Source organism: Alteromonas sp. ABD4_190 (assembly GCF_056160105.1).
The window spans coordinates 2,275,700-2,295,938 of the sequence record NZ_JBSWWN010000001.1 but is presented as its reverse complement, the minus strand read 5'-3'; the positions used below and the strand labels follow the sequence as shown (position 1 = coordinate 2,295,938).

General features: G+C 45.0%; 20 protein-coding genes. 15 read left to right on the top strand and 5 right to left on the bottom strand.

The genetic code is table 11. The annotated features are described in order from the left end of the window. The first annotated feature begins 2 nt into the window (after positions 1–2). The 7 genes from ACXAFM_RS10140 (at position 3) to ACXAFM_RS10110 (ending at position 7,442) form a co-directional block, all read left to right on the top strand. Positions 3–1,889: a protein-disulfide reductase DsbD gene (locus tag ACXAFM_RS10140; RefSeq protein ID WP_474834379.1), complete on the top strand. Its 1,887-nt coding sequence runs from the start codon at positions 3–5 to the stop codon at positions 1,887–1,889. 115 nt (positions 1,890–2,004) lie between these two features. Continuing rightward, complete coding sequence (locus ACXAFM_RS10135) at positions 2,005–2,814, top strand: M23 family metallopeptidase (RefSeq protein ID WP_474834377.1); 810 nt, start codon at positions 2,005–2,007, stop codon at positions 2,812–2,814. Positions 2,815–3,118: 304 nt separating this feature from the next. Beyond that, complete coding sequence (gene aroQ / locus ACXAFM_RS10130) at positions 3,119–3,559, top strand: type II 3-dehydroquinate dehydratase (RefSeq protein ID WP_014951275.1); 441 nt, start codon at positions 3,119–3,121, stop codon at positions 3,557–3,559. Between the two features lie 14 nt (positions 3,560–3,573). Further along, positions 3,574–4,038 carry an acetyl-CoA carboxylase biotin carboxyl carrier protein gene (gene accB, locus ACXAFM_RS10125; RefSeq protein ID WP_474829148.1) on the top strand — a complete coding sequence of 155 codons (465 nt, stop codon included), beginning with the start codon at positions 3,574–3,576 and terminating at the stop codon, positions 4,036–4,038. Between the two features lie 14 nt (positions 4,039–4,052). Next, entirely contained in the window at positions 4,053–5,396 is a 1,344-nt protein-coding gene (gene accC, locus ACXAFM_RS10120; protein ID WP_474829146.1) for an acetyl-CoA carboxylase biotin carboxylase subunit, read from the top strand. A 361-nt stretch (positions 5,397–5,757) separates the two neighbouring features. Beyond that, on the top strand, positions 5,758–6,702 hold the full coding sequence (locus tag ACXAFM_RS10115; protein WP_474834375.1) for a hypothetical protein: 945 nt from the start codon (positions 5,758–5,760) through the stop codon (positions 6,700–6,702). Between the two features lie 299 nt (positions 6,703–7,001). Further along, entirely contained in the window at positions 7,002–7,442 is a 441-nt protein-coding gene (locus tag ACXAFM_RS10110) for a hypothetical protein (protein ID WP_474834373.1), read from the top strand. A 55-nt stretch (positions 7,443–7,497) separates the two neighbouring features. Here ACXAFM_RS10110 and ACXAFM_RS10105 read toward each other — a convergent pair whose 3' ends face one another. The 3 genes from ACXAFM_RS10105 to ACXAFM_RS10095 form a co-directional block, all read right to left on the bottom strand. After that, entirely contained in the window at positions 7,498–7,761 is a 264-nt protein-coding gene (locus ACXAFM_RS10105) for a TIGR03643 family protein (RefSeq protein ID WP_179984972.1), read from the bottom strand. A 99-nt stretch (positions 7,762–7,860) separates the two neighbouring features. Then, on the bottom strand, positions 7,861–10,005 hold the full coding sequence (locus tag ACXAFM_RS10100; protein ID WP_474834371.1) for an exonuclease domain-containing protein: 2,145 nt from the start codon (positions 10,003–10,005) through the stop codon (positions 7,861–7,863). Positions 10,006–10,123: 118 nt separating this feature from the next. Then, complete coding sequence (locus tag ACXAFM_RS10095; protein ID WP_474834369.1) at positions 10,124–10,429, bottom strand: hypothetical protein; 306 nt, start codon at positions 10,427–10,429, stop codon at positions 10,124–10,126. Between the two features lie 172 nt (positions 10,430–10,601). Between ACXAFM_RS10095 and ACXAFM_RS10090 the strand changes: the two genes are divergently transcribed. From ACXAFM_RS10090 to ACXAFM_RS10080, 3 genes are all read left to right on the top strand, one after another. Then, entirely contained in the window at positions 10,602–10,793 is a 192-nt protein-coding gene (locus ACXAFM_RS10090; RefSeq protein ID WP_105932532.1) for a zinc ribbon domain-containing protein, read from the top strand. After that, positions 10,786–11,415, top strand: a complete 630-nt coding sequence (locus tag ACXAFM_RS10085; protein ID WP_474829137.1) for a flavin reductase family protein — start codon at positions 10,786–10,788, stop codon at positions 11,413–11,415. The genes ACXAFM_RS10090 and ACXAFM_RS10085 overlap by 8 nt, the downstream gene beginning before the upstream one ends. 222 nt (positions 11,416–11,637) lie before the next feature. Further along, the gene (locus ACXAFM_RS10080) at positions 11,638–11,931 is read left to right on the top strand and encodes a high-potential iron-sulfur protein (RefSeq protein WP_118491294.1); all 294 of its coding nucleotides are present in this window, start codon (positions 11,638–11,640) and stop codon (positions 11,929–11,931) included. A gap of 120 nt (positions 11,932–12,051) precedes the next feature. Here the strand turns inward: ACXAFM_RS10080 and ACXAFM_RS10075 are convergent, their stop codons facing one another. Together ACXAFM_RS10075 and ACXAFM_RS10070 are read right to left on the bottom strand one after the other, a co-directional pair. After that, a complete protein-coding gene (locus ACXAFM_RS10075; protein ID WP_474834367.1) occupies positions 12,052–13,674 on the bottom strand; it encodes an amidase in 1,623 nt (540 codons plus the stop codon). Between the two features lie 167 nt (positions 13,675–13,841). Next, the gene (locus ACXAFM_RS10070) at positions 13,842–14,603 is read right to left on the bottom strand and encodes a substrate-binding periplasmic protein (RefSeq protein WP_474834365.1); all 762 of its coding nucleotides are present in this window, start codon (positions 14,601–14,603) and stop codon (positions 13,842–13,844) included. Positions 14,604–14,809: 206 nt separating this feature from the next. Here ACXAFM_RS10070 and prmA point away from each other — a divergent pair, with 206 nt between their 5' ends. The 5 genes from prmA (at position 14,810) to ACXAFM_RS10045 (ending at position 20,218) form a co-directional block, all read left to right on the top strand. Continuing rightward, positions 14,810–15,688 (top strand): 50S ribosomal protein L11 methyltransferase, encoded by an 879-nt coding sequence (prmA, locus tag ACXAFM_RS10065; RefSeq protein ID WP_474834363.1) that lies wholly within the window; start codon positions 14,810–14,812, stop codon positions 15,686–15,688. Between the two features lie 369 nt (positions 15,689–16,057). Next, entirely contained in the window at positions 16,058–17,056 is a 999-nt protein-coding gene (dusB, locus tag ACXAFM_RS10060; RefSeq protein ID WP_014951289.1) for a tRNA dihydrouridine synthase DusB, read from the top strand. Between the two features lie 30 nt (positions 17,057–17,086). Then, on the top strand, positions 17,087–17,380 hold the full coding sequence (fis, locus tag ACXAFM_RS10055) for a DNA-binding transcriptional regulator Fis (RefSeq protein WP_012520109.1): 294 nt from the start codon (positions 17,087–17,089) through the stop codon (positions 17,378–17,380). A gap of 82 nt (positions 17,381–17,462) precedes the next feature. Further along, positions 17,463–19,061 (top strand): bifunctional phosphoribosylaminoimidazolecarboxamide formyltransferase/IMP cyclohydrolase, encoded by a 1,599-nt coding sequence (purH, locus tag ACXAFM_RS10050; RefSeq protein ID WP_474829131.1) that lies wholly within the window; start codon positions 17,463–17,465, stop codon positions 19,059–19,061. A 341-nt stretch (positions 19,062–19,402) separates the two neighbouring features. After that, a complete protein-coding gene (locus ACXAFM_RS10045) occupies positions 19,403–20,218 on the top strand; it encodes a class I SAM-dependent methyltransferase (protein ID WP_474829129.1) in 816 nt (271 codons plus the stop codon). The last annotated feature ends 21 nt before the right edge of the window (positions 20,219–20,239 follow it).

The following is a 20,239-nucleotide window of genomic DNA, read 5'->3' as shown; positions in this document are numbered from 1 at the left end:
TTATGACTTTACCTTCTTTTTCATCAGGCACTACATCAGCTTCGCTGTTCCATCGCTTTACTGCTTATGTTCTCTCAGCGTTTTGTTTACTGTCGCTATTAAGCGCATTCGCCTATGCACAGGTGCCAAATGCTTTTGACGATCCATTTGCAGATGAACCCCAGTTTTTAGATGTAGACCAAGCGTTTGCGTTCGATTTCAATCAAAAAAACAATGTGCTTACCTTAAGCTTCGATATTGCGGATGGCTATTATCTGTATTTAAAGCAGTTTAAGTTTGTGGCGAAAGAAGCCGAAATTGGCGAGCCTGTGTACCCAAATGGGGTAATGATTGAAGATGAGTTTTTTGGCGAGTCTGAAGTCTTTTATAACGGCGTATCTATTACTCTGCCTATCGAATCGGCAGTTCGTGACAGCGTAGTTAAAATTCGTTATCAAGGCTGTGCAGACGCAGGGCTTTGCTACCCGCCCACGGTGAAAGTCGTATATTTAAATGAAGTGGGAAGCAGTGCAGTTGCTGACACAGATACGGCCTCAGAGTTAAATGACGCAGCGACCTCTTCGCAAAGCGAGCAGTTTGATTTAGCCCAACAGCTTATCGATAAAGATAACCTTGCTCTAACTCTAGCCTTATTTTTTGCATTAGGCGTTGGCTTAGCCTTCACGCCTTGCGTGTTCCCTATGTACCCCATTGTGTCGGGCATAGTGATTGGTCAGGGCAAACCTAAAACCGCATCGCATTCATTCTGGTTAACCTTTGTTTATGTGCAAGGTATGGCGATCACATACTCACTGCTTGGATTAGTGGTTGCCGTAGCAGGCGCACAGTTTCAAGCTGCGCTGCAACACCCTGTGGTGCTGGGCGTATTCATTGTGCTATTTGTGGCACTTGCCGCTGCCCTGTTTGGTGGCTTTGAAATTCAGCTACCGGCAAAGTATCAAGAAAAGCTCACTCACATGAGTAACAATCAAACGCCCGGCAGTTTCGCAGGTGTATTTGTGATGGGTGTTTTGTCAGGTCTTATCGCATCGCCCTGCACTACTGCGCCGCTAACCGGCATATTGTTATTTATCGCCCAAACTGGCGATATGACCTTGGGCTTCATTTCCCTTTACTTACTTAGTATAGGCATGGGCGTACCACTTATTCTGTTTGGTATGACGGGCGGTAAGCTGCTTCCTAAGGCGGGTAACTGGATGAATGTGGTTAAAGTTACCTTTGGTTTTATGATGCTAGCGGTAGCCATTGTGTTTATAGAGCGTTTATACAATAGCCCTGCCACTGGCCTCTTATGGGGCTTGCTAGGTTTTGGTCTATTCGGTTATTACTGGGTACTCAATCGCGCAAGTAAGAACTCACTGATGAAGCTTGTACGTGCTGTTGTGGTGGCAATAGGCATTATGGGAAGTGCTGGTCTTACTTATCAAGCAGGGCTCAACACCGGGCTTTGGGGCGAACACGCTGAAGGTGTTCACGCCGGGCACCCAGACTTTGTTGTTGCCAGAGACTTAGCAGACTTACGCAATAAAATAGCGGCGGCTAACGCACAAGGTAAAACCGTGATGGTCGATTTGTACGCCGACTGGTGCGTAGCCTGTAAGGAGTTCGAGAAGTACACATTCCCAGATGAGCAAGTGGTATCTGCGCTTAGTAATACAGTATGGATGCAAATGGACCTTACCGATAACACGCCAGAGCGCCAAGAGATTTTTGACACCTTCACTGTACTAGGCCTGCCAACCATTTTATTCTTTGACAAAAACGGCGACGAGCTAACCAAGGCCCGTGTCACCGGGTTTATGAAAGCAGACGCCTTTGCCGGTCACGTAAACGCGTGGCTTAACAATGGGTCTGACGTTAATGATGCTCAAAGTGGTCGCTTGGACTAAGGCGCTTCTATTCGAGACCTTTCCTCTTCTCATATGGCGAGTATGGCGAGCGGTGCGAAGCGCTGCTCTCTTTATCTTGGGTAGAAACGGGGTTCAGAAAAGAAGGTTGGATTCAATGCTGGCCTTCTTATTTATTTCGCTTACTTTTTCCCTATCAATAACAGCGAAAACCACGGGGTGCTTCGATAACAAGCGCTTTTGTTTTGTGCTTACTCCTTCGTCTTCTTCTCTTTATTTAGTCTCAGTACAGAGAAATGTAGAATTGCCCGTAGCCTTAACCCTTTATTCTTCTGTTTTGCAGGATATCCCTACAGGCAAGGGTGAGCTTAAATCAAAAACCCATGTTAACGCGTTTTTAGATACCAATGATCAGGTGCCCCTTGGCGTAGTAAAAAATGCCGATGCATTCTGGGCGTCTATGCGCGTTAAATGGACGGTGGGCCGCGTAGACGCGATACACGACAACGCCTATACGTATCTGCCACCGCTACAACCAGCTAGCAAATACCGTATTGTTCAAGGCTTTAACGGCAATTTTAGTCATTCGGGGGCGTCAAGGTATGCTCTCGATTTTGCCGCGCCTGTTGGAACCCCTATTTTAGCCGCCCGAGAAGGCGTAGTGATCGACACGAGAGATGACGGCACGAAAGGCGGGCCAGCGCCGAAGTTTGCTAAACACGCTAACTATGTTGTTGTTCTTCATAGCGACGGAACCACCGGCGAATACTACCATCTGAAATATAAAGGCGTTGTGGTAACAAGAGGGCAAGCTGTAAAACGCGGGCAACTTATCGGTTATACCGGCAATACGGGGTTTTCTTCCTTACCCCACCTTCACTTTGGCATATATGTAGCCAAATTCCATGGTAAATACGTTAGTGTGCCGTTTTCTCTAAAAGGCTCCTCAACGAAAGCCGCACCTTAGTATTTTACGACAATACATCACCGGTACTTTTCGCTAAAACTCCAGCATATCCTGAACTAACGCCTTCTGAGAGCGCTGCATGCTGCGATTTTTAACGCACCAACTGAGCAAACCACCCAATAAACTTTGCGCCGAAAACACCTGATTAGACCAGTATTTTGCTGCTAAATCTTTATCTATCACTATAATCATCAGTTAACACAATAAACGAGCAAATAAATTGGCTTTTTTTCGTGCAACTGTCACAAAAGTTTGTTGAAATAGCAATAACCGTGACTTTTTCCCGAAGATAGCAGCAAACTAGATGAATATTTTATTATTAAATGGCCCTAACCTGAATATGTTAGGCCAAAGAGAACCCGACAAATACGGCACGCAAACCTTGCAAGACATCGTAGATGATTTGCAGGCGCAGGCTGCGTCAAGCAACGTGACCTTAACGCATTTTCAGTCAAACGCTGAGTTTGAACTGATTGATCGCGTGCACGCTGCTATGGGTACTGTTGATGCCATTATTATTAATCCTGCTGCCTTCACGCACACCAGCGTCGCCCTTCGCGATGCATTATTAAGTGTCAATATCCCGTTTATTGAAGTGCATTTGTCGAACGTTCACGCCCGTGAACCGTTTCGTCATCATTCTTATTTTTCTGATGTTGCAGCTGGCGTCATTGTTGGCCTTGGTGCCATGGGCTATTCGCTCGCGCTAACTGCAGCAATCAACTTACCGAAATCGCATAAATAAAGCAGAGACAGAACATGGATATTAGAAAGATTAAAAAACTCATCGAACTAGTGGAAGAATCTGGCATTGCCGAGCTAGAAATCACTGAAGGCGAAGAGTCTGTACGAATCCACCGTGGCCCAACGGGTGTTCAAGCGCCAATGAACTACAGCTTTGCAGCACCTGCTGCACCGCAAGTGGCACCTGCTCCAGCGGCGGCCGCTACCACTGCTTCTGAAGCACCAGCAGAGCCAGCTCAGCCAGAAGGTCACGTTGTTAAGTCTCCAATGGTAGGTACGTTCTACCGTGCATCTTCACCTACGGCAAAACCATTTGCAGAAGTTGGTCAACAAGTAAAAGTTGGCGACACGCTTTGTATCGTTGAAGCGATGAAGATGATGAACCAAATTGAAGCAGACAAAGCAGGTGTGGTTAAGGCAATCTTGGTTGAAAACCAAGACCCTGTAGAATTCGACCAGCCAATGTTCATCATTGAATAAGCGAGTGCTTAACTATGCTAGATAAAGTACTTATTGCTAACCGTGGTGAGATTGCCCTACGTATTTTGAGAGCCTGTAAAGAATTGGGCATCAAAACCGTAGCCGTGCACTCGACTGCGGATAAAAACTTGAAGCACGTGTTGCTAGCTGATGAATCAATTTGTATTGGTAAAGCATCGGCAACCGAAAGCTACCTTAATATACCGCGCATTATCGCTGCTGCAGAAGTCACTAACTCTATTGCTATTCACCCAGGTTACGGTTTCCTAGCGGAAAACGCAGACTTTGCTGAAGCGGTAGAAAAAAGCGGCTTTATTTTCATTGGTCCTAAAGCTGAAACTATCAACCTTATGGGTGACAAAGTTTCTGCTATCAACGCCATGAAAAAGGCAGGCGTACCGTGTGTACCAGGTTCTGACGGCCCGCTAACTGACGACGCCGAGCGCAATAAAGCCATTGCTAAGCGCATTGGTTACCCAATCATCGTTAAAGCTGCGGGCGGCGGCGGTGGCCGTGGTATGCGCGTGGTGCGCAGCGAAGCTGAGTTGATTAAAGCCATTGAAACAACGCAAGCGGAAGCTGGCGCTGCATTTGGTAACTCAACGGTTTACATGGAAAAATTCCTTGAAAACCCACGTCACGTTGAAATTCAGGTATTAGCCGATGGCCAAGGCAACGCCATTCACCTAGGTGAGCGTGACTGTTCAATGCAGCGTCGCCACCAAAAAGTGGTTGAAGAAGCACCTGCACCGGGTATTTCTGAGCAAATGCGAACAAAGATTGGTGATCGCTGCCGCAAAGCCTGTATTGAAATTGGCTACCGTGGTGCAGGTACTTTCGAGTTCCTATATGAAAATGGTGAATTTTATTTCATTGAAATGAATACTCGTATTCAGGTAGAGCACCCAGTATCTGAAATGATCACAGGCGTTGATCTTATTAAAGAGCAGCTTCGCATTGCAGCCGGTCAGCCACTGTCAATTGATCAGTCTCAAATTCAAATTCGTGGCCACGCTATTGAATGTCGAATTAACGCAGAAGATCCACAAACCTTTATTCCTAGCCCTGGTCCAATCAATATGTTCCATGCGCCAGGTGGTTTGGGTATTCGTTGGGAGTCGCATATTTACGCGGGCTACCACGTGCCTCCTTACTACGACTCAATGATAGGCAAGCTTATCACTTATGGTGAAAGCCGCGACGAAGCGATTGCTCGTATGCGCCATGCTCTTGAAGAAATTGTGGTTGAGGGCATTAAAACGAATATCCCTCTTCAACGCGCCATTATGGCCGATGAAAACTTCTTCGCGGGTGGAACTAACATCCACTACCTAGAGAAGAAGCTAGGTTTAGCCTAATCCCCCCTTTGGGCTACACGCTGTTTTTTGTGTAGCCCAATTTTCTTTGTTCGCTATTCGCTATTCGCTATTCGCTATTCGCTATTCGCTATTCGCTATTCAGAACATTCTAATTTTCCGATTACCACAATCAATTTTTAACGATTTTCCTATTTAAAAACTGGTTCTATACTGCACACAAGTTTTAAGACATCTCCCTTAAACTTTTGTGTGTTTTACCCTCATTGGAGTCCCACTCCACTTGTTGCCGGCATCCCTGCCGGCTTTTTTTTGTATTTTTTTCGTTAAGTCGTTCTTTTTTGCGCTAATTAATTAGATTTAATGTATAAACTAGCTAATTGCTTTGTTTAAGGTTCGATAGGTGCGAATTCCGTTTTTGCTTGTTTTACCACTCATTACTTTTTCGGGAACCAGTGCGTTTGGAGAACAAATAGCACCCACTTTTTCACAGAAGCTAGACATACAGGTTCGATACGATGATCGCTCTAACCGCCCTAGCCGCGAACAATATCGACTGCGCTACTATCCCTCTCTAGCCATCACATCATCGTGGTCAGTAAACAGCTTTGTCGTTACGGGCGATGACTTTTCATCAAGCCACAATACGTTCGGCAGCGATAACACCGATTATCTCTATGCGAGACGACTTTATTTAAGACATGAAAACAATTACGGCAAAACTGAACTAGGCATTATTCCGACCTACAAAGGGCGTGTTTCTTCCACCGGCTTGTCGAAAGATGGCTGGATAACGGGGGTACGCCACGTGAGGCAATTACAAAACGACACCGCCATTGAAGTAGTAGTTGGCCAACTAGCTAACGCAGAAGCGTCTGAAGCCTTTAATATTGGGGGCGAAGATGAATATTTCGAAGTAGAGTACTCAGCAAAAATGGGCCAACGCCACAGTTATGAGGCCAGTTTTGAAAAAATGCTCGGCGGTGCATTTGCTCGTGCAGAATATCGGTTTCGAGTAAACGACGAAGATACGGCGTTTGTTGAATTAGTGCAGCGTATTGATGAAAGTGCCGCAAAAGTTGTAGTGGGAACTAGCGGCGAATTTGCAGCCAGTGCGTTTAACACGTCATGCCCTATAGAATACTTCGCATACTACTCCTACATAGACAGTAGCTTTGGTGAGCGCGCTGAATTAATTGAAGATTTTCTGGGAACAGGTCACGGTGGTTCACTAGAGTTTAGCGGTGTGCTTTCTGAAAAAAATGATGTTGAGTGGTTTGTCAGAGCGGATGTTGTAGATAGCGTCAGCCGGTTACTGGCCGGCATAAAGCTTTCCTTTGAAAGTTAAGTGACTGACGCCCGTCAGTTCGTTAAAACAACCGATAGCATAAGAACGGCTAAGCTAAATAAAAAAGGCCCATCAAACGATGGGCCAAACAGCAAGAACGCGTACACACTTTAACAGTGCATAATAGGTTACGGGCTGGTCTGCTAATACGTTCAGTTATTTTAGATTACGTATTTTTAACCAAGCCCACTTTCATCCAGCTATTGGTTTTACTACAATCAGGCGAAGTTATTTAGTTAGGATTATTGGGTCTATTACTAGAAAGCTATAAGTTTTACCCGCAACAAAAAGGTGTTCTTGTGCCAAGCCGCTACGCTCAGTTCAAAGAAAAACTTCCCATTTCTCGCCTTTCTGACGAAGTGCTTCTTGCATTTCGGGTCTTATTCGATGCTCCACTTGATATTGTAGATTTAGCGCAAGATATTGCAGATTTGGCGATATACCCTGAACGCTTAAAAGAGAGCTACCGGAAAGAGTGGGAAGCCTATGTTCTTAAAGCGCTTGCTTTTGAAATTAGGCAGCACGACGATTTATCCACCGCCGAGTTTATAGAACTCATGATGAGAAAGGTTGAAGCATTGCAGCGAAATGATGAAACCTACCAAAATCTTTTGCGTCAGGTTCACCATGCGAAGAGCATTCTGCAATCAGAAAACACGGTTGTCTTCCCAACGCCTTTGCGCCAGGAACTTACCGCGTTTCTTTTACCTATAACCACTATTACTCCGCCAAAGAAATAGCCACAGCATTACATTTTTTAAGAAGCTAGAAGCTCCCGAAAATACAAATATATTTCTATTTATTGGCACTCTTGTATTTATACTGAGATGGGCAGTAACCTCTATCCACACCTTCTGGGCGCAAGCTAGCGTGTTTAGTTTTTCTGCCCGACACGCGCTCTCGCCAGTTTTTAAAGGTTTTCTGTTTAAGGTTCTTACGCATAAGCTTTATCACGTCTTTTTCCGGCAGCCCGTATAAACGTTCAATTGCTTCAAACGGCGTACGATCTTCCCACGCCATTTCAATAACTCGTGATTCTTGTTCTTCAGTTAATGCCATGTTTTACATCTCAATATGCACGTTATAACTCAACTCAATACTGAGTTTACGCGCATTTTGTTCAGTGCCCATATGCTAAAAAGTTTAATAACAACGTTATTAATTCGCTGACAGACTCGTTAATTCATCATCTTTCTCAAACGCCAGCTTTAACAACTCGGCAGCAGCCTTGGCATCACTTAACGCGCGGTGGTGCTGTTCCATTTCGATATGGAAGTGCTTAGTTAGGTTAGCCAATGAGTACGAAGGCAACCCGGGATAAGTTCGCCGCATTTCGCGAACGGTGCACATTTTGGGGCGCCTAAAATGCTGCTCTAGTCGCGCAAACTCTTGTTTAATGAAGCCATAGTCAAAATTCACATTATGGGCAACAAACACAGCGTCTTCAGTAAAGCGCGCCACCTGATCTGCGACTTCAGCAAAAGTCGGCGCGTCAGCCACCATATCATCCGAAATCCCGGTAAGACGGGTAATGTTACTAGGAATTCTGCGCTGCGGATTCAATAAGGTTTGAAATCTGTCTACCTCTTCACCGCCGACTAGTTTAACCATGCCTATTTCGGTAATGCGGTTATAACTATTGTTTCCACCGGTAGTCTCAATATCCACTACCACATAGGGTTGGGCTGGGTCGCGCACCCAATTCACTGTCGTCACAGCAACGTCAAAACCGGCTTGCTGCAAACGCTGAATAGAAACCAATTGGTTTCGACGAAGCTGATCGCCAGGCGCTTTAATTTCTTCAAAGCGAAGCGCGCCGTCAAACACCATAATGTCGGGGAAACCATCGCGCAGGCTTTCAAAGTCTTTACACATCATGCGAAGTAAAGCATAGATGTTGTCGAGCGAACCGTGCTCAAGCAGAGCTTCTAAAGGCGTAAGCAAATGGCTTGACCACATAAACAGGCTGTTCACTTTGCCATAGTGCATTGTGGCCATTTTATGAATGTGAAAGCGCAGTTTCTCTTTGCTATCAAGGGCAAGCAGCAGTGCTTCAATACTTTGCTCAAACTTGGCGTAAAAGTTATTCTGCTTAAGCGATAATGGCCTGCGATCAAACTCAGTAACCAGTGTATCTTCTTCGTAAAGTTGCTTCCAAAAAGTAAGACCGAATAAACTTCGCCACAAACGGTTTTCTGTGCGCCAGCCTTCTACGCCTTGTCTCGCATAATGGGCCAATACGCCACGTTCTACCTGTTGATTCTGGCTTACATCAATATCTAACGACCGACTTGCATTACGAAGCATATCGGTGACGGTACTGGTGCGCTTTTTATGGTATTTACGGGCATAAAAATCTTCGGCAAACGCTAATAGCGTATCGGATTGAGGGTTATCAATAATGTCCTCAAGGGCTTGTTTGACGTCATCTTCTTGTCCGTCTTTATAGCTCTCCCTTAGCCACTTTTCTTTTGCTTTATCGCTTTGAGCTAATTTTAAAATGCCTAACCCTTTGGGTTTATCGAAAGCCAACACTTTGAGCCCTAGCGCATAAAGCAGCTGGTCGCGGTAGAAACTGGCTGACACACCCTCTGTTATAGGAAAGTCACCTTCCGCTAAGACAATTAACATATCATCGTTATAAAAGGCTATCTGGCTGTAGTGGTTGGCGTAAAACCAAGCGGCTTCTGCGTCGCTTTTGGTATCGAAGCGCGCTGTATCGGTTACCGAATCTGAGCGGGTTCTCATTACGCCTAGATCACGCATAGAAAACTGGTTTAAACGACTTTTGGTGTTACCGAAATAGATAAACAGCAAATAGCGAAGCGCATTATCAAATAAACACACTAAATAGTTGTTTAGCGAAAAGCGCTCTGGCCAACCTCTAGCACCGATATGTTCATTAAGTAACGTCACGAGTTTAGGCTTGGTGAGAGACGCTAGCCCCTGCGTACTGCCGTATTCAGCAAGAAGCGCCAACAACGCGTCTTTGGTTAGAACGCCGGCGATATCATTAAGCGATGCGTTCGAAAGGTCGCCAAACCACCCGCTATCAATGAGACAATCTATTTGTGCTTGCGGCTCGCTGATTTCACTGTAGTTAAACTGGGTTCTGTCAATAACCGCATACTTGCGATTTGCAGCGCGTACTACAATACATTTTTTGTCATCGTCTAATGCGTTAAAGCGCTCGACAAAATCAGCTGCCTCATCACTCAAAAGCATGCTGTTCGCACCTTCAAAGAACTTAAGGAACTCGTGAAAATGTGTGAGGTAATAACGTGGCGGTAAATCTTTTCGCATGAGGTATCTTTGGCTATGAAAACACCAATAGTGTATATTTATACAGCCAAGTTAATCAAATTAAATCCATATCGAATGTATTTAAAGTCTACTGGCCGTTATTAGACCAAGCCCTTTATTAAACACGTACTCTTTGTTTAGACACCCACTGAAAGAACGTTGAAAGCTGCTCGTCATCTAGTAAACGTTGTAAATTGAAGTAGTGCTTGGCCAATGTCATCTCATCATAAAAGCGATGTATGCCGCTATGGCACTGCCTACAAATATAGATACCGTCCTGCAGTTCGGCTTTGCTAAAGTGCTTTTTGAAATAGGTGCGTCGGTGCATTTTTTTCGGGATAAGGTGATGATAAGTCAGGCGCGTTTCTCTATTACAACACGGGCAGTTTCCTACTTTATTTGCCACACCATCACCTCTATTCATTCACCTTACTGCTGTTTATTAGGGCTCATCATCAAGACTTTCATTTAATAATGGCTATTGCGATTGCCTCGGCGCGTTCTTTTCATAAACAACGGGGTATTTTGCTAAAGAAAATCCACTCGTCTTAGCATTACGTAATAAACACTATTCATGATTAATAAGGCAATGAAATATGAGCTTAACCCGTTCCATGGGCTTCTCCTGCCCTTACTGTATGGCGCCTAACGACGTTGAAATAGATGAAGTTAACGATGTGGGTCAAGTCCAAGTACTCGACTGTCAGGTGTGCTGCCAACCCATAGAGTTGACCACGTATCAGCATGGTGACGACATTCAAATTGAGGCAGAACGAGAAAATGACTAAGCAGTTTACACGCAGCGATATTGACGAACTTGCTCAGCGATACCGAGCTAATCTAGTCAACAGTTTATCTGGCTTTAAGTCGGCTACTTTGGTGGGTACCACAAACGGGAACACCAACAATTTAGCCATTGTAAGCTCTATCGTTCATGTCGGTGCTAACCCACCACTTATAGGCATGATCATGCGCCCACATACTGTGGTAAGAGATACCCTTAGCAATATAAAGCAACAGGGCTTTTATACGCTAAATCACGTGTCGACTGATTGGGTCGATAAAGCACACCAAACATCTGCCCGTTATGTCCCTGATGAAAGCGAATTTGAAGCAGTGGGTTTAACACCGCTGTTTAGCGAGTCATTTAGTGCGCCGTTTGTTAAAGAAAGTGAAATCAAGATGGGCTTAAAGGTGGCGCAACATTTAAAACTGCTTAACGAAACCGAAATGGTTATTGGAGAGATTCAAGAGCTTCATATGCCAGAGAGCATTATTGATGAAGACGGATACGCCGATATAGAAAAAGCAAACACTGCCTGTATTTCTGGATTAGATAGCTATCATAGCACTAAGCGTGTTGCACAGTTTGCCTACGCCAAACCCGGAGTCCCCCTAGCTAAAAAATGAACTTGTAGCAGATAGAAGGGTCTGATAATTACTATCGGGTATTATTACTCTGAAGTTTATTTAATCTAGATCAAGTGAAAATAAGACATTTCATTCGATCTTTTTTCAAAAAGAGATAGTATTTAAACATTACACAAAACCTGCCTCTTTGGGCAGGTTTTTGCGTTTAAGACACTGAATAAAAAAGAATCATTATCGTTTCTATCTCTTAAGGAGAATGTTATGAAATCTGTAAACCGCCGTGACTTTTTAAAACTGTCTGGCTCTACAGTTATCGGTCTTACATTAGGTGGTGTAGCGTTACGTGCACAAGCTCAAGAACAATTGAGCGCTGATGACCCAACTGCGAAAGCATTAAACTACACACCGTCTTCAACCGTTGAAGGTGCAAAATGTGCAAACTGCATGTACGTGCAGGGAGCCGATGGCGAACAATATCGCCCTTGTAACATTTTCCCTAACAAGCTGGTTAACGCTGATGGCTGGTGTAGCGCGTGGGTTAAAAAGCCAGGCTAAACCATCACTCGCAGCTACATAAACAGCATACATAAATAGAAAAAGCCCCCGATAAGTATCGGGGGCTTTTTAGTTTCAATACTGCTTAACGGACTACACATTCAAACCACGTGCTTTTATCTAGCTGCTCTCATTTAGTCCATTCTGGATGCCCTTTAAGCTCGGGTCATCAAAACGTGTAGGTAAAAGGCCGGGCTTAATGAAAAAGCCATGTTTAGCTTCAAAGACTTTACCTATTTTCAGCACATTTTCATCCTGCCACTTACCTCCGATAAAGCTAATGCCTACTGGAAGGCCTTTCACTTCACCCGCCGGTACTGTGAGATGTGGATACCCCGCTACAGCGGCTAGATAGCCTATACCAATGAAACCCGCTGGCGAATGATCGCCATACACACCGTCAATTAAAAATGAAGGGCTATTTGAAGGTGCAACTAATACATCGACATTGTGTTTTGCTAGCAATGCGTCAATACCATTTTTGCCCGCTGTATCTTGAATAAGACTTAGGGCGCTGTGATACGCTTCGCTATCAATAGGCGCCGCGTCTAGCGACTTTTCAAAAATATCTTGGTTGAATAACGCTAGCTCTCGCTCGGTTTGGTTGTTAAAAGCGATAAGCTCAGATAAATTTCTTACGGGGATCTCTGCTGGCGATCCCGACAAATATTCGTTGATGCTGTGATGGAATTCGCTGAGTAAAACATTGTAAGAGTCGGCCCAAAATGAATCAGGCTGTGAAAAATCACTAATATCCACCAGCGTAGCACCCGATGCTTTCAACTGATTTAGCGCGCTTTCGTAGACGTCAAGTACATGAGGGTTATCACCTTGACGATACCTGACAACGCCAATGCGCTTGCCTTTTAAATCTGTTGCCAACATTTCCGATGAAGGCATGTCAGGTCGATGGGAAGCTGTGTTTTCAGTAGCACTATCACTTGCATCTTCGCCCGCCATTACCGCTGTCATCAGCCATGCGTCTTGAACGTTGGATGTCATGGGTCCAGCCGTATCTTGGCTGAATGAAATGGGTACAATGTGCGTTCTTGAAAGTAAACCAACGGTTGGCTTAAAGCCCACTACACCGTTAATAGATGCCGGGCAGATTATAGAGCCATTGGTTTCAGTACCTACGGCAAGTGACGCTAATCTAAGTGACATTGCTGCGCCCGAGCCAGACGATGAACCGCATGCGCTTCTCGATAATATGTGAGGGTTACGGGTTAGTCCCCCTACTGCACTCCAACCGCTTATCGATGATTCAGAACGAAAATTTGCCCACTCGGACAGGTTAGTCTTGCCAAGAATGATCGCGCCCGCTGCTTTTAGCTTCGCCACAATGGGGGCGTCTCGTCCGGTGTCGTTATTAATAAGCGCCATAGAGCCTGCCGTTGTGGGCATTTCTGCGCTCTCTATATTGTCTTTTAAAAGTACAGGGATACCGGCTAACGGGCCTAATTCCGCTCCACTGGCAAATTGTTTATCAATTGATTTAGCGTCTGCTAATGCATTGGGGTTTAGTGCTAAAACGCTATTTGTCTTTTCATCTAACTCATTAATTCGAGCTAAATACCCGCTCACAAGCTCTGCCGATGTAGTATCGCCATTAGCGATAGCTTGAGCCTGCAGGTATGCTGGCTCATCTAGCCACTTTTTATTATCGCTATCTTCACGGTGCGCTTGCGACACACAGGCGGTGCACAGCAAGGTTACAGCCAGTAAATACCACTGTTTCAACATAGAGCTTTCCTTAACGCATTGTTTTTATGAAAACGTTCTTATGCCATGACCTTTTTACCATCATCCCTTATCTACGGTTAGGTAAAAAGTGACGGACATAAACGTATTGCTAGTTTGATATACGTTGAAACAAAAATGGTTCACTGTCTACACGATAAAATACGTATTTACAGTTTGGCGGACGCCTTTGGCAGCTTGTGAAGCAGATTATCAAGCTGATATTCATCGAGCAGTAATTGATACCGACCATCTGCAATAAAGCGATGAAGGGCTGAATTAAACTCTGCTCTCAGCTTTGGGTTGGGTATAGCCGCGCAATATATTGAGATAGGAAACAACTCGTGGAATACGGTTTCCTCTTCAACATAGGCGCTATTTTGAGACTTGAAGTAGTTGAAAATGTTTCTATCTAGAACAATCGCGTCCACGTGGTCGGCCATGAGCATATCGACCTGACGGTCTTGCCTTGCCATTTCCATATACATTGACTCTGTCGCTAATGCTTGCTTGAACTCTTCACCTAATACCGATTGCGCAGTTTGAAACCCGATGACACGCTTGCCCTTCAGATCATCAATATCATTGATAACATAGTGACTCTGCGCTTTTGTCACAACAACATTTTGATAGATGATATATGGGTCGGAAAGGACAGTATCATCCACATTGTGCGCAGCGTTTTGTGTCAGTCCTATATCCACAGCTTTATCTTCCAAAAGCCGAGCAGTTCGTCCAAACGGAACATAGATGGGCGAAAGCGTATGTCCCATTTCCGCTAAAATGGCTCTTACCAAATCAATTTCAAAACCGCTGTGTTCTTGAGAAATAACATACGGTGGCTTGTTCCAGCCAACAACCACATCCAACTCACGGGCTTTTGTAGGCAAAGCAAAGACAACAACACACATAAAAGAGATAAGAAGACGCATAAAACTCCGGTTAACTTAATAATTGAACCGCATTAAGTACCAATATAAACGCAATATTAGTTTGTACCAGTGGACAAAAGAATAAGGCACTCCGCTCCCTGACACCAACAAACGGCGTCTGTTGTTATCGCTTTTCAATTCCTTTCATTTTGTTTAACGCCAAGCGAGGGTACAATAACAAGCAAAGGTCTCAACGAACGATAAATATGGCTTGGCTACAACTTCGAATTAATACTTCTTCTGAATACGCAGAATCAATAGGCGACATGCTAACGGCAAATGGCTCGCAGGCGGTTACCTATGTAGACGCGAAAGACACCCCAATGTATGAACCCAAGCCGGGTGAAGTGTTATTGTGGCCAGATACACAAGTGGTAGGGCTATTTGAAGCTGATGCCGATATGAAAGGTATTCTGCAACGTCTAGGTAAGGCGAAAGTGCTTGGTCCAGACTTTAAATACAAGCTAGAGCCGCTTGAAGATAAAGACTGGGAGCGAGAGTGGATGGATAACTTCCATCCTATGCAGTTTGGTGAGCGCTTGTGGATTTGCCCAAGCTGGCGTGATGTTCCAGATCCAAACGCTGTTAACGTGATGCTCGACCCAGGGCTTGCATTTGGTACTGGTACACACCCTACCACGGCGCTTTGTTTACGCTGGCTAGACGGTATCGATATGACAGATAAAACTGTGGTCGATTTTGGGTGTGGCTCAGGCATTTTAGCGCTAGCAGCATTAAAACTAGGTGCTAAGCGCGTTATTGGTATTGATATTGACCCGCAAGCCCTGCAAGCGACAAAAGAAAACGCACGCCGCAATGGCGTTGAAGACCGCCTAGATGTGTATCTACCGGAAGACCAGCCTGAACTTGAAGCCGATGTGGTTATGGCGAATATCTTGTCAGGTCCATTATTAGAACTCCAAGGCGTTATTACTAATTACTGCAAAAAGGACGGCTTGTTAGTGCTCTCAGGCATACTGGCAGAACAAGTTACTCGCATTGAAGACGCTTATTCAAACGACATTACGCTTGAACCCAGTGCCATTGACGGAGAGTGGGCACGAGTGTCGGGTAAAAAACACTAAGCGCGATTAAAAAACTGACTAGACGGTTAAATATACGTCTAGTCGCATTAGAGCGTTTACGGCAAACCACCTCAATATTGCGACGAACATTCATACGATAAAAATCGTCATCATCTAATAATTTGTTAATTTTTTCACATTACAGCCCTTTCAAATCGGGGGCTGTAAGACTTTCGTACAATATTCGCACTAAAAATCGACGTTAGCTTACTAATGTGACAGATTTTTTTCACTGTCAAGACCACGAAGTGAAATTTTGTGTGATTTTTAGCCTTTTCAAGCCTTGCGAAAACACGTACACTTAGCGCCCCGTTTTAGCCGGGTGTATATTTTCTGTGCAGTTTTAGATGGTGAGCTATACATTTTACAATGCGAATTGGACCTTACGAGTTAGAAAACAATTTGATGTTGGCCCCCATGGCTGGCGTAACAGATAGACCGTTTCGCCAACTTTGTAAGCGCTTAGGTGCAGGGCTTGTTGTTTCAGAAATGCTTTCGAGTAATCCGAAGGTTTGGAACACAGCTAAATCACAAGCGCGTATGAATCATGAGGGTGAAGAAGGCATTCGCTCTGTACAGATAGCTGGGGCTGATCCTGAGCTTATGGCTCAAGCAGCACAATTTAATGTTGAGAACGGTGCGCAAATCATCGATATCAACATGGGTTGTCCTGCTAAAAAGGTCAATAAGAAGCTAGCAGGTTCTGCGTTGCTTCAATACCCAGACACAGTGGAAGCGATTATTAAAGCAGTAGTTAATGCTGTTGATGTACCCGTGACACTAAAAATTCGTACCGGCTGGAACCCAGAAAATCGCAATGGGGTAGAGATTGCCCGCATTGCAGAGCAAAACGGCATACAGTCGCTTGCTGTTCACGGCAGAACACGAGCTTGTATGTATAAAGGGGAAGCTGAATACAGCACCATACGCCAAATTAAAGCGGCAATTTCAATTCCTGTTATTGCAAATGGTGATATTACTTCTCCAGAGAAAGCACAAGAGGTGCTGAATTACACCGGTGCAGATGGCGTAATGATAGGTCGCGGCGCGCAAGGTAAACCTTGGATATTTAAGCAAATCCAACACTATCTTGAAACGGGCGAGAACCTACCAGCACCGCCGCTGTCAGAGTTATATGAACTCTTGCATGAGCACGTAGCCAATGTGCAGGACTTTTATGGCGACATAGCCGGTGTGAGAATTGCCCGTAAGCACGTGGGCTGGTATCTCGCGGAGCACGATACGGATCGTCAGTTTCGTAAAACGTTTAACGCTATCGATGATGCGAATGAGCAACTCGATGCACTAAATGCATATTTTCAAGCGCTGCAGACACGAGAAACCCGACAGATTTCTCCCGCAGCATAGTGATGACTAACTTAAGAGCAACACAGTATTATGTTCGATCAAAACGTGACTTCACCTTTTACTACTACAGTAACTACGCCTTCACAAACGCAAGCTCAAAAGCCACTGCGTGACTCTGTAAAGCAAGCGGTTAATAAGTACCTTAAGCAATTGGATAACGCAAACATCGATAACCTGTACGAAATGGTACTGGCTGAAGTTGAAGCGCCGCTACTAGAAGAAGTCATGACTTACACACGCGGCAATCAAACCCGCGCTGCCATCATGATGGGCATCAACCGTGGCACACTTCGCAAGAAGCTTAAGCAATACGGCATGAACTAAGATTCCAAGGGCTTTGCCCACCAAAGAGCACCAATCGGTGCTCTTTTTGTTTCAACACTACAACATTAGAAACTTAAAATTTATGCAAACACCAAAACCTATTAAACGTGCTCTCCTTAGTGTCTCTGATAAAACCGGTATCCTCGATTTCGCGACAGCGCTGCATAACGCTGGCGTAGAACTTCTGTCGACGGGCGGTACCGCGAAACTACTTGCTGATGCTGGCTTACCTGTGAAAGAAGTCTCTGATCACACAGGTCACCCAGAAATCATGGCAGGTCGTGTTAAAACGCTTCACCCTAAAATTCATGGCGGTATCCTTGGTCGTCGCGGTACCGATGAAGCGGTAATGGAAGAGCATAGCATTGCGCCTATCGACCTTGTGGTAGTTAACCTTTACCCGTTCGCTGCAACCGTGGCAAATGAAGATTGCACGCTAGAAGATGCGATTGAAAATATCGATATCGGCGGACCGACCATGGTACGTGCTGCTGCGAAAAACCATAAAGATGTGACCATTGTGGTTAATGCGTCTGACTACGCTCGCGTACTTGCTGAAATGAACGACAACAACGGCTCATTAACGTACAACACCCGTTTTGACCTTGCTATTAAGGCGTTTGAACACACGGCTGAATACGACGGCATGATTGCAAACTACTTTGGTGCCCGTTTAGATAGCACTGGTTGTGAAGCAGATTGTGACCACCAGCACAGCGAATTCCCACGCACCTATAATATGCAGCTTACTAAGAAGCAAGACCTTCGCTATGGTGAAAACAGCCACCAAGAAGCAGCATTCTATGTTGAAAACAACATTCAAGAAGCGTCGGTTGCTACTGCTACCCAGCTTCAAGGTAAAGAGCTATCGTTTAACAACATTGCTGATACCGATGCGGCACTAGAGTGCGTGAAAGAATTCGAAGAGCCAGCATGTGTAATTGTTAAGCACGCTAACCCGTGCGGTGTTGCTATTGGCGACGATATCCTAAGTGCCTATGACCGCGCATTTAAAACTGACCCAACGTCTGCATTTGGTGGCATTATCGCGTTTAATCGAGAGCTTGATGCGAAAACGGCGCAAGCGATTGTTGACCGTCAATTTGTGGAAGTGATTATTGCGCCGACAGTAAGCGATGAAGCGAAAGAAGTCGTAAGTGCGAAGAAAAACGTACGCCTTCTAGCGTGTGGCGATTGGGCTGGTCAGCTAACTGAAGGTTATGACTTTAAGCGCGTAAACGGCGGTTTATTAGTACAAGAGCGCGACTTCGGCATGGTTGAAATGGAAGACCTAGAAGTTGTGACTAAGCGTAAGCCAAGCGAAGATGAACTACGCGACCTTATGTTCTGCTGGAAGGTAGCAAAATACGTGAAGTCTAACGCGATTGTTTACTGTAAAGACGGTATGACGGTAGGCGTGGGCGCAGGCCAAATGAGCCGTGTTTACTCTGCAAAAATTGCGGGTATTAAAGCAGCTGATGAGAACCTTGAAGTGGCTGGCTCGGTAATGGCATCTGATGCTTTCTTCCCATTCCGTGACGGCATTGACGCAGCAGCTGAAGCTGGCATTAAGGCAGTAATTCAGCCAGGCGGCTCTATGCGCGACCAAGAAGTGATTGATGCAGCTGATGAACACGGCATTGCTATGGTGTTCACAGGTATGCGTCACTTCCGTCACTAATAGGTATCTACACCATATCTTTTAGTGCAGGCTTAGTGAGGGCAACCAACACCTAAGTTAAACACGCAGTAAAGTGGCACATTGTTACTTTACTGTGTGTTTGTTATTTTTCCTTAACCCTTTTTAATACGTAAACTCAAGGTCATTTGCTTGGTTGTAGTGAAACCTTATCGAAGCGACAAAGTTGCGAATTATTATGCTAAGGCGTAAATGCGAATAAGGGTTAGCTGATAGGCTTGATCTGACTTGTGGTAATTTGTAGTAATAGTGTTACTAATAAATGTTATGTTTTACTAGTCCGCATAGACAATTACCTACCCTAGACAGAAAAGGAAATAAGAATGAAAAAGTTAGCCCAACTTGCGTTAGCCGCAACGCTAGGTGTAACAGCAACCTATGCTAGTGCCGATGCTATTTCTGACGCCGCGATGAGCGATATCCGCTCTGATAAAGCCAAAGTGCGCGACGAGTATCGCAATCCTCAACAAACATTACGCTTTTTTGGTTTACAACCAGACATGACAGTAGTCGAAATCTCTCCAGGTGGCGGCTGGTATGCCGACATTCTTTATTCTGTTGTAAAAGAAGACGGTAAATATGTTGCGGCACACTTCTATGTTGACGATGAAACTAGCGGCTATTACAAAAAGTCGGTAGAAGGCTTCAAAGAAGAAATGAAGCCGGGCATGAAGTACGAAGGTGCGGAACTTACCGCATTCGACCCTATGAAAGCGCTAGATATTAGCGAAGCGGGCAGCGCTGATATGGTGCTAACCTTTCGCAACGTACACAACTGGTACATGCGTCACGGTGACGAAGGTATCGACAATGCGTTTGGGGCTTTCTTCAAAGCACTTAAACCAGGTGGCGTACTGGGCGTAGTGGAACATGAACTACCTGAAAGTGCAGATGATGAAGCAATGAAGAAAAGTGGCTACATGAAGCGTTCTTACGTTGTAGCTGCCGCTGAAAAAGCGGGTTTTGTGCTTAAAGCAAGTAGCGATGTAAACGCAAACCCAATGGATACTGCAGACCACCCGAAAGGTGTGTGGACGCTACCTCCTCGTTTGGCGCTAGACGACCAAGATCGTGAGAAGTACATGGCGATTGGCGAGAGCAATCGCATGACGCTAAAATTCACCAAACCAAAATCGTAATATTAAACACTCAAAACGGAA